The sequence below is a fragment of the Micromonospora sp. NPDC050276 genome (genome assembly GCF_044459545.1).
Taxonomy (GTDB): domain Bacteria; phylum Actinomycetota; class Actinomycetes; order Mycobacteriales; family Micromonosporaceae; genus Micromonospora.
Genome location: NZ_JBITJA010000007.1, coordinates 195327 through 208267 on the forward strand (window position 1 = coordinate 195327; position 12941 = coordinate 208267).

Below are 12941 nucleotides of genomic sequence, written 5' to 3' on the forward strand. Positions count from 1 at the left end.
CGGTCGGCCATCGAGCAGGCGGTGCTCCGCCGCCCACAGGCGGTTCCGTCACCGGCCGACCGGTAACGCGGATCAGCGACCGGCGGTCACCGACCGCCGGTCGTCGCGTTCCCGACGCCGGCGAATCTTACGGACCACCCAACTGACCGCCATGACGAGGAAGACCGCGAGGATCGCGTAGTTGAACCAGTCGCTGTAGCGGGCGACGTCCTGCCAACGGCTCCCGAGCGCGTAGCCGGCCCCCACGATGAGGCCGTTCCACACCCCGCTGCCGATGGTGGTCAGCAGGATGAACTCGCCCAACGGCATCCGGTTGGCCCCGGCCGGCACGGAGACCAGGCTGCGGACCACCGGCACCAGCCGGCCGATCAGCACTGCCCACCGGCCGTGCCGCTCGAACCAACGGTCGGCCTTCTCCAGGTCGTCGCGGTCCACCAAGGGGATGCGGTCCAACCAGCGCTTGAGCCGTTCCTCACCGAGCGCCGCGCCGAGCCAGTAGAGCACCAGCGCGCCGACCAGCGAACCGGCCGTCGCGGCCAGCACCACGAGGACGACGTTGAACTCGCCCTCGTGGGCCAGGAAGCCGGCCATCGCCAACACGATCTCGCTGGGGATCGGCGGAACGATGCTCTCCAGCGCCACCAGCAGCGCCACGCCGACCGGGCCCATCGCCTCGATCACCGAGGCCACCCAACCGGTCAACCCGGTGAATTCGGACGGGTCGCCGGTCTGGGCGTACGCCATGGTCGTCCTTCCGGGTCGGCTGTCGGGGATCGGATCGTCATACCCAGCCGATCCCCTCCTACACCTGCGCTCAGTGCTCCGGGTGCAGCGCGGTGTCCGCCAGGCCCTGTCGCCAACCAGTGAACACCACGGTCAGACCGGCGCGGGACGGTGCGCAGCAGAACGGGCCGGCGACGGCCTCGGCCGCCGGGTCCAGCGGGGCGAGCCGGACCAGTCGCCACGGCTCGTCGTCGACCCGCGCGCGGACGGTCAGCGCGTCGCCGGCCCGGCTGACCCGGACGGTCACCTCCCGCCCGGCCCACTCCGGCACCGGCCCCACCGACCAGTCGGAGAACTCCCGGGTCACCACCGCGCCGAGCTGCACCTCGCCGTCACTGATCTCGACGCCGGCCTTGGTCCAGGTCCGTTCGTCGACCCGGACCAACGCGCCGGCCTGGTCGAACTGCGCCGAGAAGTCGAGCCGGAAGCTCACCTCCATGGCGGCGCCGGCCGGCAGTGGCGCCAGCAGGGCCGGGCCGTTGTCATGGACGAAGCCGTAACTGGTTCGCCGCCAGAAGTCGCTCTCCGCCGCGGGCTCGACGATCAGCTCACCGGCCGGGCCCTCCTCGGCGCGCACCGGCGGGTGCAGCCAGCTGCCCCGGGACCAGTCCATCGGTTCGCTCGGCGGTACGAGGTCGTTTCCCATGACAGGCACGATAACCAAGGGTTTGCCGTGGTGATCGTTCGGAGATGTTCCTCCGGCATGGGTGACCGTTGGTATTCCGAAGCCGTCGTCTACTGCCTCGACATCGACACGTACGCCGACTCGGACGGCGACGGGGTCGGTGACATCCGTGGGTTGATCGGGAGGCTGGACTACCTGGCCCGGCTCGGCGTGACCTGCCTGTGGCTGCACCCGATCCACCCGTCGCCCAACCGCGACGACGGCTACGACGCCACCGACTTCTACAACGTGGACCCCCGATTCGGCACCCTGGGCGACTTCGCCGAACTGATGCACCAGGCGCAAAACCGGGGCATCCGCGTGATCATCGACCTGGTGGTCAACCACACCTCCGACGAGCACCCGTGGTTCCAGTCCGCCCGCTCCTCGCCGGACTCGCCGTACCGGGACTGGTACGTCTGGTCCGACACCGAGCCGGACGACCGGCGCCAGGGCATGGTCTTCCCCGGCGAGCAGAACGAGACCTGGAGCTACGACCGGACCGCCAAGGCGTGGTTCTACCACCGGTTCTACAAGTTCCAACCGGATCTCAACTTCGCCAACCCCCAGGTGCGGGCCGAGATCAAAAAGATCATGTCTTTCTGGCTCCAGCTCGGCGTCTCCGGCTTCCGGATGGACGCGGTGCCGTTCATCATCGAGCTGACCGAGCCGGGCAACCCGAACTCGCCGAAGGACTTCGAGTTGCTCACCGAGATGCGCCAGCACGTGCAGTGGCGCCGCGGCGACGCCGTCCTGCTGGCCGAGGCGAACGTGGAGCCGGACCAGCTACCGACGTTCTTCGGTGACGCGAGCGGATCCGGCAACCGGATCCACATGCTCTTCGACTTCATGCTCAACGGGCGACTCATGCTCGCCCTGGCCCGGGAGAACCCGGAGTCGCTGATCGAGGCGCTGCGCGACACCCCGAAGCTGCCGGTCGGTGGGCAGTGGGCAACCTTCCTGCGCAACCACGACGAGATCGACCTGTCCCGGCTGACGACCGAACAGCGCAACCAGGTGTACGCGCAGTTCGGCCCGGACGAGAACATGCGCATCTACGACCGGGGCATCCGTCGCCGGCTCGCCCCGATGCTCGGCAACGACCGGCGGCGCATCGAGCTGGCGTACGCCCTGCAGTTCTCGATGCGCGGCACGCCGGTCCTGCGCTACGGCGAGGAGATCGGGATGGGCGAGGACCTGTCGCTGCCCGGTCGGGAGGCGATCCGTACCCCGATGCAGTGGTCGTACCAGCCGAACGCCGGCTTCTCCACGGCGGACCCGGAGAAGCTGGTCCGCCCGGTGATCGACAAGGGTGAGTTCGGCTACCAGAACGTCAACGTCACCGCCCAGCGCAGCGACCCGAAGTCGCTGCTCGCCTGGTTCGAGCGCATGATCCGTACGCTGCGTGAGGCCCCGGAGATCGGCTCGGGCTCGACCACCCACATCGACGTGGCGATGCCCGCCGGAGTGCTCGCGCACCGGGCCGACGGGCCGACCGGGACGATGGTCTTCGTGCACAACCTGGGTACCGACGACGTCGAGGTGGACCTCAGCAGTCTCGAACCGGAGGCCGACCTGCCGATCGATGTGCTCGCCGACCGGGGCTACGGCGAGTTGGGCAAGCTCGGCGCGGTGAAGGTCTCCGGCCACGGATACCGGTGGATTCGCCTATGCCGGGGTCGGGGGTTCTGACGCTAAGCTCCTCCGATCACCCCAAGTTACTCGGAGGTAATCATGTCGGAGGAGCCCCGCGTCGCCATCGTCACCGGAGCCGCACGCGGCATCGGCGCGGCCACCGCCCGGCGGCTGGCCGCCGACGGGCTGGCCGTCGCCGTGGTCGACATCGAGGAGGCGGCCACCAAGGAGACGGTGGACGCCATCGCCGCCGCCGGCGGCCGGGCGCTCGGTGTCGGCGCCGACGTGTCCGACCGGGACCAGGTCGAGGCGGCGGTGAGCCGGGTCGCCGCCGAGCTGGGCGCACCCACCGTCCTGGTCAACAACGCCGGTGTGCTGCGCGACAACCTGCTGTTCAAGATGACCAACGCCGACTGGGACACCGTGATGGGCGTGCACCTGCGTGGCGCGTTCCTGTTCAGCCAGGCCGCGCAGAAGCACATGGTGGACCGCAAGTGGGGGCGGATCGTCAACCTCTCCAGCACCTCCGCGCTGGGCAATCGGGGCCAGGCGAACTACGCCGCCGCCAAGGCCGGTCTGCAGGGCTTCACCAAGACGCTCGCTATCGAGCTGGGTCCGTTCGGGGTGACCGTGAACGCGGTCGCACCCGGCTTCATCGTCACCGACATGACCGCCGCCACCGCTGCCCGGATGAAGGTCGACTTCGACGACTTCCAGAAGCACGCCGCCGCCGAGATCCCGGTCCGTCGGCCGGGCCGGCCGGAGGACGTCGCGCACACCATCTCGTTCCTGGCGAGCGAGGGGGCGGGCTTCGTCTCCGGTCAGGTCATCTACGTCGCGGGCGGCCCACGGGACTGACCCGTACTCCCGACGAGGGCGCTCCCCTTCCGCGGGGGACGCCCTCGGCGCGGGGTCAGGCGGGTGCGCGGCGGGTGCGCCAGAGCCAGATCAGGCCGAGCACCGGCAACACCAGTGGGATGTAGCCGTACCCGCTACCGAACTGCGACCAGACCGTCTCGTCCGGGAAGAGCTCCTTGTCGGCCAGGCTCAGGACGCCGACCGCGACCACCCCGACCAGCTCCACCGAGCAGCACGCCAGCGCGACCCGACGGCCGGTGTGCCCGGCGCGGGCCAACCCCACCGCCGCGACGATGTAGATGAGCGCGGCCACCGCGGAGAGCAGGTATGCCACCGGCGCCTCGTCGAACTTGGTGGCGATCTGCAGGCCCGCCCGACTCGTCGCCGCGATGGCGAAGAGCAGGTAGACCGCGATCAGCAGCCGACCTGGGCCGGAGTTCGTACGCTGCGTGTCAACCACCGAGCACCTCCCAGGTCTGCTGCAACCGGACCACCACCACCGGGGCCACCAGGCAGACCGCGCACACGATCGCCGAGCCCCAGCGGGTCGGTTCCATCCGGGCCAGCACCCAGGCCAGTGGTGGCAGGCACACCAACGTGACCAGGTAGCCGAAGAAGGCGCCGGGCTCGCCGGGCTGATCTCCGCCGCCGACCGCGACGAGCGCCAGCACGCCCAACACCAGCAACGCCACTTCGAGTACGGCCAGACCGACGAACTGCATCCGGTCCGGCGGCCGGTGGCGTACCGCCGCCACCAGCGCCCACGCCGCGACGAGCAGCGACAGCACGATCGGCACGGTCGCGACGATCCCGTCCACCGGTGAGTCGGTGCCCACGCTGGTCACCGGACCCACCCGGTCGTTGCCTCGGTCACCGGCACAGCCTACTAACCGTCGTAGTAACCGGGTCACGCTGCCTCGCCGCCCTCCGACGCGTGCCACCCACGAAGTGTCCGACGCCCGCTGTGGAGCTGCCCCGCAGGCGGGGCGCGGGAGCGGGCGCTGCGCATCCGGTGTCTGGGGGCGTGTCTGGGAGCGGACGCTGCGCATGCCGTGTCTGGGGGCGGGCGCTGCGCATGCCGTGTCTGGGGGCGTGTCTGGGAACGGACGCTGCGCATCCCGCGTCTGGGGGCGTGTCTGGGAGCGGACGCTGCGCATCCCGCGTCTGGGGGTGCGCCCGGGAGCGGGACCTGCGCGCCCCGCCTGCGGGGCAGCTCGACAGGCATTAACCGGACCATGTCCCACCCGGGCGGCACGGCCCGTGAGCTGCTCCGGTTGGTCGACCCGCCGCCGGTGCCCCTGGCGAGACGACTAGCGTGGATCACGTCCGTGGCGTTGCCGCGGGGTGGGGAAACAGCGGAGGTACACGTGCTGCGGTTCGGTTTGTTCGGCACCGGTCACTGGGCGATCGAGACGCACGGGAAGGCGCTGCACGCGCATCCCGACGCGGAGCTGGTGGGGGTGTGGGGTCGCAACCCGGAGCGGGCCTCGGCGCTGGCCGAGCGGTACGGGGTGCCCGCCTTCGCCGACGTCGACGCGCTGATCGACCAGTGCGAGGCGATCGCCGTCGCCCTACCGCCGGACGTCCAGGCCGACATCGCGGTCCGGGCGGCCCGTGCCGGGCGGCACCTGTTGCTGGACAAGCCGTTGGCGCTCAGCGTGGCCGACGCCGACCGCGTGGTGGCTGCCGCCGAGGAATCCGGGGTCGCCTCGGTCGTCTTCTTCACCCAGCGGTTCCAGCCGAACGTGACCGCGTTCCTCGCCGCCACCTCCGCCGCCGGGGGGTGGCAGCACGGCCGGACGACCGCGTTCGCCTCGATCTTCCAGGACGGCAGCCCGTACGGTGGCTCGCTGTGGCGTCGGGAGCACGGTGCGCTTTGGGACATCGCCCCGCACGCGCTCTCGATCCTCCTGCCGGTGCTGGGCCGGGTGACGCAGGTGGCGGCGATGGACGGGCCGAGTGGGATGGTGCACCTGCTGCTCACCCACGAGGGCGGTGCCACCAGCAGCGCCTCGCTCTCCCTGGATGCCCCGACCGCGTCGATGGCCCGGGAGTTCGTGTTCTACGGCGAGAACGGCATCGAGAACGTGCCGTTCGGCGAGAACGACGCCGCCACCGCGTTCGGCGTCGCCATCGACCAACTCGTCGAACAGGTACGGGCCGGCACCCGGGACCACCGCTGCGACGTCCGCTTCGGCCGCGAGGTCGTCGCCATCCTCGCCGCCGCCGAAACCGCCCGTACCGAATCCCGCACCATCCCCCTCCCCTAACAGCCCCCAACCAGCCCGCGTTGATCAAGAGGTTTGCGTCACGACACGCCGCGCGGCATGACGCAAACCTCTTGATCAACGGGGTGAGGCGGTGGGGGTTGGTTGGGTTTAGGTGGGGATGGACAGGGCGGCGTTTAGTTCGTCGGGGGAGTTGAACTGCTCCGGCGGCAACGCCTGCAACATCTGCAACATCGCCGTGCTGGCGCCGTTCTCCTGGCCCCAGCGGATCAGGTCCTCCCGCGAGACCGGGTAGTCGAGCCCGGCCAGGTACTCCTGCAACTGAACCCCAGTGACGGTCATGTCGGCCGGCTACCCGCTCGCGGTGGCCGTACACCGGTCGTGTCGGCACCCACGAGGGCCCGGCGGCCGGCGTGTCGGCCCGCGACGCGCCCACGGTTTGCCGCAGCGGCGGCCGGGTAGCCGCTGGCATGCTGGTTCAGCGGCTCGGCGCGCCGAGCGATTTCGACCCGTTGCTGGAGCGCGTCCGGGACGCCCGGGTGGTGATGATCGGTGAGTCCACCCACGGCAGCTACGACTACTACCGGTTGCGCGAGCAGCTCACCCGCCGGTTGATCGCGGAGTGCGGCTTCTCCTTCGTCGCCGTGGAGGGTGACTGGCCCGACTGCGATCGGGTGCACCGTTCGGTGACGGCCGCGCCGGGGGGCGCACTCGAACCGCAGTTGGCGCTCGACCAGTTCGAGCGGTGGCCGACCTGGATGTGGGCCAATGCCGAGGTGGCCCGGTTCGCGAGCTGGTTGCGGGCCTGGAACGTGGAGCGGCCGGAGGACCAACGAGCCGGATTCCACGGGCTCGACGTGTACAGCCTCTGGGAGTCGATGCAGGCGATCTTCGACTACCTGGGGGAGGAGGACCCGAAGTCGCTGGAGGCGGCGCAGGACGCGTACCGGTGTTTCGAGCCGTACGGCAAGCGGATCGAGGAGTACGGCGCGGCCAGCCGGTTCGTCTCCGCCCGCTGTGAGGAGGAGGTTGTCCGGCTGCTCGCCCGAACCCGGGAACACGCCCTCTCCGACGGCCCAGATCGCTTCTCGGCCTGGCAGAACGCGGAGGTGGTGGCCGGCGCGGAGCGCTACTACCGGGCGATGGTGGCCGGCGGGCCGGACTCGTGGAACATCCGCGACACCCACATGCAGGACACTCTGGACCGGCTGCTGGACCGGTACGGCCCCGAGGCCCGGGGCATCGTGTGGGCGCACAACACGCACGTGGGAGACGCGCGGGCCACCGACATGGCCGCCGACGGGATGGTCAACATTGGTCAGCTGGCCCGGGAGCGGCACGGCGACGACGCGGTGGCTCTGATCGGCTTCGGCAGCTACCGGGGCACGGTGATCGCCGCACCCCGCTGGGGTTCGCCTCCGGAGGCGATGGTGGTGCCTCCGGCTCGGGAGGGGTCGATCGAGCGGCGGCTGCACGAGCTGATGCCCGAGCGGGCGGTACTGATCTTCGGTGGCGACGACCAGCCGGGCTGGGTCACCGACACCGCGGACCACCGGGCGATCGGGGTCGTCTACGACCCGTCGTTCGAGTCCTGGGGCAACTACGTGCCGACCCGGCTCGGCGACCGGTACGACGCCTTCATCTGGTGCGACGACACCACCGCCCTGCACCCGCTGCCGGTGCCGGCTACCCCCGGCGAGATGGAGACCTACCCGGCGGGCGTCTGACGCAGTGCCTGATCGTGTCGATCATGGAGTTGTGGTGCCGGATGAATGCCTCTGATCGGGGCACTGCGGGCACCACAACTCCATGATCAACCGGGCGGGTGGGTCAGACGTGCGTCGGGGTGCGGTCCTCGAGGTGGGTGCGCAGGCCCTCGCCCTCGATGTCCACGTTGGGCAGTGCGCGGTCGAGCCAGCGGGGCAGCCACCAGGCGCGGTCGCCGAGGAGCGACATCACCGCCGGGACGATGGTCATCCGGACCACGAACGCGTCGATGGCAACGCCAACGGCGAGCGCGAAGCCCATCGACTTGATCACCGGGTCCTCCAGGAAGACGAAGCCCCCGAAGACCGAGATCATGATCAGCGCGGCGGCCGTGACCACCCGCGCGCCGTGCCCCATGCCGCTGATGGTGGCCTGTCGGGCGGTCTCACCGTGGACGAAGTCCTCCCGCATCCGGGACACCAGGAACACCTCGTAGTCCATGGCGAGCCCGAACAGGATGCCGATGAGCAGGATCGGCAGGAAGCTGATCAGCGGGCCCGGCGTGTCCAGACCGACGAGGTCGGCGAGGTGCCCCTGCTGGAAGACGGCCACCGTGATGCCGAACGTGGCGGCGACGGTGAGCAGGAAGCCCAGCGCCGCCTTGACCGGCACCAACAGCGAGCGGAACACCAGCATCAGCAACAGCACCGACAGCCCGACCACCAGTAGCAGGTAGGTCGGTAGCGCGTTGGACAGCTTCTCGGAGACGTCGATGCCGATGGCCGTGACTCCGGTGAGCAGCACGTCCGCGTCGCGGATCCCGCCTACCGAGCCCCGAATGTCGTGCACGAGGGTCTCGGTGGCCTCGTCGGTCGGACCGGTCTTCGGTACCACGCCGAGCAGCGCGGTCCGGCCGTCCGGGCTGAGCTGGGCCGGTGCCACCGCGAGGACGTTCTCGGTGCGCTGGAGCAGGGCCGTCACCTGCGGCACGGCGGCCGAGGTGGCCTGGGGAGTGTCGCCGGCGACCACCACCGCGAGCCGGCCGGTGAAGCCCGCTCCGAAGCCCTCGACGGTCAGGTCGTTCGCCACCCGGGCGGGCGAGCCGACGGCGGCCGTGGCGGCGCCCGGCAGGGCCAGCCGCATGTCCGGCGTGGGCAGCGCGAGCAGGCCCAGGCCGAGCAGACCGACCAGGATCACGGGTACGCGGAAGCGGGTGACCAGGCGCGCCCAGCGGAAGCCGAACCGGTTGCGCTCGTCGGTGCTGGCGGTGACGGCGGGCCGGTCGGCGATGTCCGTGTCGTCCTCGTCGGCAGTCGTGCCGTCGGCGGCGGTGCCTCCGGTGGGAAGGGCGCGCAGCCGGCGGGGGAGCACCCGGCGACCGGCGAAGCCGAGCAGCGCCGGTTGGAGGGTGATGGCGACGAGGACGGCGACGGTGACCGTGCCGGCGGCGGCGAGACCCATCACGGTGAGGAACGGGATGTTCACCACGGCGAGCCCGGCCAGGGCGATGACCACGGTGGCGCCGGCGAAGACCACCGCCGAGCCGGCGGTGCCCACGGCCCGGCCGACCGCCTCCTCCGGGGACAGGCCGTCGAGCAGGTTCTGCCGGTGCCGGGAGGTGATGAACAGCGAGTAGTCGATGCCGACCGCGAGACCGAGCATCAGCGCCAGGATCGGTGCGGTGCTGGTGAGCTGGACGACGCCGCTCAGCGCGAACAGCCCGGCCATGCCGGCGCCCACGCCGATCAGCGCGTTGAGCATCGTCATGCCGGCGGCGACCAGGGAACCGAACGTAATGATCAGGACGATCGCGGCGACCAACACGCCGAGCGCCTCGGTGGAGCCGATCTCCGGCTCACCGCCGAGCACCTCACCGCCCGGGGCGACCTGCCAACCCTGTGCCTTGGCCGCTGCGCCGACCTGCTCGTACGCGGTGCGCTGCTCGTCGGTCACGTCGTCCCCGCCGCTGGCGAACTGCACCTGGACCAGCGCGTACCGGCCGTTGGGCGAGACCGCGCCGACCTGGAGCGGGTTGACCGCGCCGACCACGCCGGGCAGGGTCGAAGCCTGCTGGACCAGCTCCTGCACCACGGCCTGACCCTGCGGGGTGGCCAGTTGGCCGTCGGCCGGCGCCTTGACCGCGATGGTGCCGGTGGCGCCGCTGGCCGCCGGGAACTGGTCGGCCAGCAGGTCGAGCGCACGCTGGCTCTCGGTGCCGGGCATGGTGAAGTTGCTCGCCGTCGGGCCGCGCAGGGTCGCCGCGGCCAGGCCGGCGACGACGAGTACGACGAGCCAGAGCGCGACGACGAGCCGTCGCCGGCGCAACGCGCCCCGGCCGAGCCGGTAGAGCAGGGTGGCCATCAGGAGTCCTTGTCCTCGGTCGTGGGTGGATGGGGCAGGGGTACGTCGACGGGCTCGACGGCCCGGCGGGCGAGGGCGAGCAGGGCGGGGCGCAGTTCGTCGTCGGGGATGTCGACGAACTCGCCGCACGCCTCGGAGATGCCGGCGAGCAGCACCAGGGCGGCGATCCGGGCGCCCGGCCGGTCGGAGTGCCCGGCCAACGCGTCCCGCAGCCGGTCGGAGATCTGCTGGATGTGCGCGAAGGCCGGCTGGCACAGCAGTTCCGGGAACTCGCCGCGCAGCACCGCGATCTCCCGTCGGAACCGGACCGCGAGGTCGACGAAGCCCTCGGCGGCGACCTGCTGGGCGGCCGCGCCGGTCAGGCCGTCGAGTTGGTCGTCGAGGCCGTGCAGCATCTCGATCGCGGGCGCCATCAGCTCGGCGAGCAGGGCTTCCTTGTTGGCGAAGTGGTAGAGCACGGTGGCCTTGGAGCAGCCGACCTCCCGGGCGATGTCCTGCAGGGAGGTGCCGCGGTATCCGGTCACCGTGAACCGCCGCGCCGCCGCGGCGAGGATCTCGCCGTGCGTGTCGGGTACCGCTCTGACCATGGCCGGTCCACCTCCCGCAGACCAGCATGCCTGACCGATCGGTCAGACCCTGACCGATCGGTCAGACGGAAGCGGTGGCGTTCGCCACACACTCGGGCGGTTTATCCGGCGTGCTCGGCGTCGTACCTGGTCCGCGCCTCGGCGATGGCCCGGCGGTGCCGCTCGGCCCAACTGGTCAGCGCGACCAGCGACTCGTAGAGCTCCAGCGCCATCGGGGTGGCGGTGTATTCGACCTTGGGTGGGACGGTCGGGTAGACCGTGCGGTGCAGCAGGCCGTCTCGTTCCAGGTTGCGCAGCGTCAGCGTGAGCATTCGGCGGCTGATGCCCTCGATGTGCCGCTCCAGCTCGGTGAAGCGCACCGGCCCGTTGGAGGCGGCCACCAGGATGCCGATGCTCCACTTGCCGCCGACCCGGTCGAGCACCTGACGGACGGTGCACGCCCGGGCCTGACCCGGGGTGAACGGCACGTTCTCGGCCGTGCAGGTCAGCTCGGCCTGGACCAGCGCGGACACATCGCTGTTCCTCTGGGACATCAAAGTGCCTCCTTCCGCTCCGTTTCATGGTCACAGACGATGACCTCGGTAACAAACCGTGCACCAAGGGGGAGTCTCGTGGAGCGTGTCGTACCGGCCCGCTGGCCGGCGCTGCTGGTGCTCTGCGCCGGCAGCCTGATGATCATCCTGGATGGCACCGTCGTCGCGGTGGCGTTGCCCGCCGTGCAACGCGACCTGGGCTTCACCGCCGCCGGCCTGGCCTGGGTGGTCAACGCCTACCTGGTCGCGTTCGGCGGGCTGCTGCTGCTCGCCGGCCGACTCGGTGACCTGCTGGGCCGGCGGAGGGTCTTCCTGGCCGGCGTCGCGCTGTTCACCCTGGCCTCGCTGGCCTGCGCGCTCGCCACCGGACCGGCCCTGCTGGTGGGCGCGCGGTTCGGGCAGGGTGTCGGTGGGGCGTTGGCCATGGCGGTCAGTCTCGGCATGATCGTCCGGCTCTATCCCGAACCGGCCGAGCGGGCTCGCGCCATCGCCGTCTTCAGCTTCACCGGCGCGGCCGGTGCGTCGGTCGGCACGGTCGCCGGTGGGGTGCTCACCCAGGCCGCCGGGTGGCGGACGATCTTCCTGGTGAACGTGCCGATCGGGGCGGCCATTCTCGTGGCGGCCCTGCGCCGGCTCCCGGCCGAACGGGGGATCGGCCTGCGGGCCGGCCTGGATCTGCCCGGCGCGCTGCTCGCCACCGCCGGTCTGATGGCCGCCGTGCTGGGCATCGTGGGCACGGGCGAGCACGGCTGGACCAGCCCTCGGACGCTCGGCGCGGTGGCCCTCGCGGCGCTGCTGCTCGGCGGGTTCGCGCTGCGCCAGCGGGTGGCGGCGACCCCGCTGGTGCCGTCCCGGGTACTGCGCGTCCCGGGTCTGGTGGCGGCGAACGCCGTGCAGTTCCTCATGGTCTGCGCGTACTTCGGCTTCCAGTTCCTGCTCGCCGTGGAGTTGCAACTGGTGCTGGGGCTGGACGCCGCCGCGACCGGCTGGGCCTTCCTGCCCACCCCGGTCGTGATCGCCGTGGTCTCGCTCGGCCTGGCCGGTCGGCTGATCGCCCGTTGGGGTGCCCGGACCGTTCTGCTGGCCGGGCTCGGCCTGGCGACCGTCGGTTTCTTCCTGCTCGCCCGACTGCCCGCCGACGGCGCCTACGTCGCGGACGTACTCCCCGCGATGCTGGTCTTCGGCGTGGCCGGCGGCCTGACCCTGCCGGCGGTCACCACAGTGGCCATGGCCGGCGCGACCGACACGGATGCCGGACTCGCCTCCGGCCTGGCCAACACCACCCAACAGGTCGGCGGCGCGGTCGGCCTGGCCGCGCTGGCTACCCTGGCCGCTGCCCGCAGCGACGGGCTGCGGGCCGAAGGCTGGGCCGAGACGGCCGCGCTCGCCGGCGGCTACCGGACCGCGTTCGCCGTGGCCGCCGCTCTCGTGGTCGCCGCGTGGCTGGTGGCGCTGGCCACCCTGCCCCGACGCTCGGCCGGGCCGTCGCCGGCCACCGATCCGTCGGCCGGGGCAGCGGTGGGTGCCGGAACCGATTCGTACCGAAGCGCCGCGTCTGGTTGACCGACGGCAGCGGGGCCGGGAG

Annotated in this window: 13 protein-coding genes; 5 read left to right on the top strand and 8 right to left on the bottom strand. The window is 71.4% G+C overall.

The features are described from left to right. Window positions 1-72: 72 nt before the first annotated feature. Both ACIBF8_RS17345 and ACIBF8_RS17350 read right to left on the bottom strand, forming a co-directional pair. Window positions 73-744, bottom strand: a complete 672-nt coding sequence (locus ACIBF8_RS17345) for a DedA family protein (protein WP_396784026.1) — start codon at window positions 742-744, stop codon at window positions 73-75. 70 nt (window positions 745-814) lie between these two features. After that, window positions 815-1429 (bottom strand): DUF1349 domain-containing protein, encoded by a 615-nt coding sequence (locus tag ACIBF8_RS17350; RefSeq protein ID WP_396784027.1) that lies wholly within the window; start codon window positions 1427-1429, stop codon window positions 815-817. A 57-nt stretch (window positions 1430-1486) separates the two neighbouring features. Between ACIBF8_RS17350 and ACIBF8_RS17355 the strand changes: the two genes are divergently transcribed. Together ACIBF8_RS17355 and fabG are read left to right on the top strand one after the other, a co-directional pair. Continuing rightward, window positions 1487-3139, top strand: a complete 1653-nt coding sequence (locus tag ACIBF8_RS17355) for an alpha-amylase family protein (protein WP_396784028.1) — start codon at window positions 1487-1489, stop codon at window positions 3137-3139. A 42-nt stretch (window positions 3140-3181) separates the two neighbouring features. After that, window positions 3182-3940 (top strand): 3-oxoacyl-ACP reductase FabG, encoded by a 759-nt coding sequence (fabG, locus tag ACIBF8_RS17360; RefSeq protein ID WP_396784029.1) that lies wholly within the window; start codon window positions 3182-3184, stop codon window positions 3938-3940. A gap of 55 nt (window positions 3941-3995) precedes the next feature. On the opposite strand, the gene ACIBF8_RS17365 is transcribed toward fabG, so the two are convergent. Continuing rightward, window positions 3996-4400: a hypothetical protein gene (locus ACIBF8_RS17365; protein WP_396784030.1), complete on the bottom strand. Its 405-nt coding sequence runs from the start codon at window positions 4398-4400 to the stop codon at window positions 3996-3998. Beyond that, window positions 4393-4785 carry a hypothetical protein gene (locus ACIBF8_RS17370; protein WP_396784032.1) on the bottom strand — a complete coding sequence of 131 codons (393 nt, stop codon included), beginning with the start codon at window positions 4783-4785 and terminating at the stop codon, window positions 4393-4395. The genes ACIBF8_RS17365 and ACIBF8_RS17370 overlap by 8 nt, the downstream gene beginning before the upstream one ends. A gap of 522 nt (window positions 4786-5307) precedes the next feature. Here ACIBF8_RS17370 and ACIBF8_RS17375 point away from each other — a divergent pair. Then, window positions 5308-6210 carry a Gfo/Idh/MocA family protein gene (locus ACIBF8_RS17375; protein WP_396784035.1) on the top strand — a complete coding sequence of 301 codons (903 nt, stop codon included), beginning with the start codon at window positions 5308-5310 and terminating at the stop codon, window positions 6208-6210. Between the two features lie 108 nt (window positions 6211-6318). Here ACIBF8_RS17375 and ACIBF8_RS17380 read toward each other — a convergent pair whose 3' ends face one another. Then, a complete protein-coding gene (locus ACIBF8_RS17380; protein ID WP_396784037.1) occupies window positions 6319-6510 on the bottom strand; it encodes a DUF2795 domain-containing protein in 192 nt (63 codons plus the stop codon). A gap of 128 nt (window positions 6511-6638) precedes the next feature. Between ACIBF8_RS17380 and ACIBF8_RS17385 the strand changes: the two genes are divergently transcribed. Continuing rightward, window positions 6639-7895 carry an erythromycin esterase family protein gene (locus ACIBF8_RS17385; RefSeq protein ID WP_396784039.1) on the top strand — a complete coding sequence of 419 codons (1257 nt, stop codon included), beginning with the start codon at window positions 6639-6641 and terminating at the stop codon, window positions 7893-7895. Window positions 7896-7998: 103 nt separating this feature from the next. On the opposite strand, the gene ACIBF8_RS17390 is transcribed toward ACIBF8_RS17385, so the two are convergent. From ACIBF8_RS17390 to ACIBF8_RS17400, 3 genes are all read right to left on the bottom strand, one after another. After that, a complete protein-coding gene (locus tag ACIBF8_RS17390; RefSeq protein WP_396784041.1) occupies window positions 7999-10236 on the bottom strand; it encodes an MMPL family transporter in 2238 nt (745 codons plus the stop codon). Beyond that, window positions 10236-10823, bottom strand: coding sequence for a TetR/AcrR family transcriptional regulator (locus tag ACIBF8_RS17395; protein ID WP_396784044.1), 588 nt, complete (start codon window positions 10821-10823; stop codon window positions 10236-10238). The genes ACIBF8_RS17390 and ACIBF8_RS17395 overlap by 1 nt, the downstream gene beginning before the upstream one ends. Before the next feature lie 101 nt (window positions 10824-10924). Then, window positions 10925-11359: a winged helix-turn-helix transcriptional regulator gene (locus tag ACIBF8_RS17400; protein WP_396784045.1), complete on the bottom strand. Its 435-nt coding sequence runs from the start codon at window positions 11357-11359 to the stop codon at window positions 10925-10927. Between the two features lie 75 nt (window positions 11360-11434). Between ACIBF8_RS17400 and ACIBF8_RS17405 the strand changes: the two genes are divergently transcribed. Beyond that, window positions 11435-12919, top strand: coding sequence for an MFS transporter (locus tag ACIBF8_RS17405; RefSeq protein ID WP_396784047.1), 1485 nt, complete (start codon window positions 11435-11437; stop codon window positions 12917-12919). Window positions 12920-12941: the final 22 nt, after the last annotated feature.

Coding starts and splice junctions, on each gene's coding strand:
- ACIBF8_RS17385 (WP_396784039.1), top strand. CDS start 6,639: ATGCTGGTTCAGCGGCTCGGCGCGCCGAGCGATTTCGACCCGTTGCTG.
- ACIBF8_RS17345 (WP_396784026.1), bottom strand. CDS start 744: ATGGCGTACGCCCAGACCGGCGACCCGTCCGAATTCACCGGGTTGACC.
- ACIBF8_RS17350 (WP_396784027.1), bottom strand. CDS start 1,429: ATGGGAAACGACCTCGTACCGCCGAGCGAACCGATGGACTGGTCCCGG.
- ACIBF8_RS17390 (WP_396784041.1), bottom strand. CDS start 10,236: ATGGCCACCCTGCTCTACCGGCTCGGCCGGGGCGCGTTGCGCCGGCGA.
- ACIBF8_RS17380 (WP_396784037.1), bottom strand. CDS start 6,510: ATGACCGTCACTGGGGTTCAGTTGCAGGAGTACCTGGCCGGGCTCGAC.
- ACIBF8_RS17395 (WP_396784044.1), bottom strand. CDS start 10,823: ATGGTCAGAGCGGTACCCGACACGCACGGCGAGATCCTCGCCGCGGCG.
- fabG (WP_396784029.1), top strand. CDS start 3,182: ATGTCGGAGGAGCCCCGCGTCGCCATCGTCACCGGAGCCGCACGCGGC.
- ACIBF8_RS17355 (WP_396784028.1), top strand. CDS start 1,487: ATGGGTGACCGTTGGTATTCCGAAGCCGTCGTCTACTGCCTCGACATC.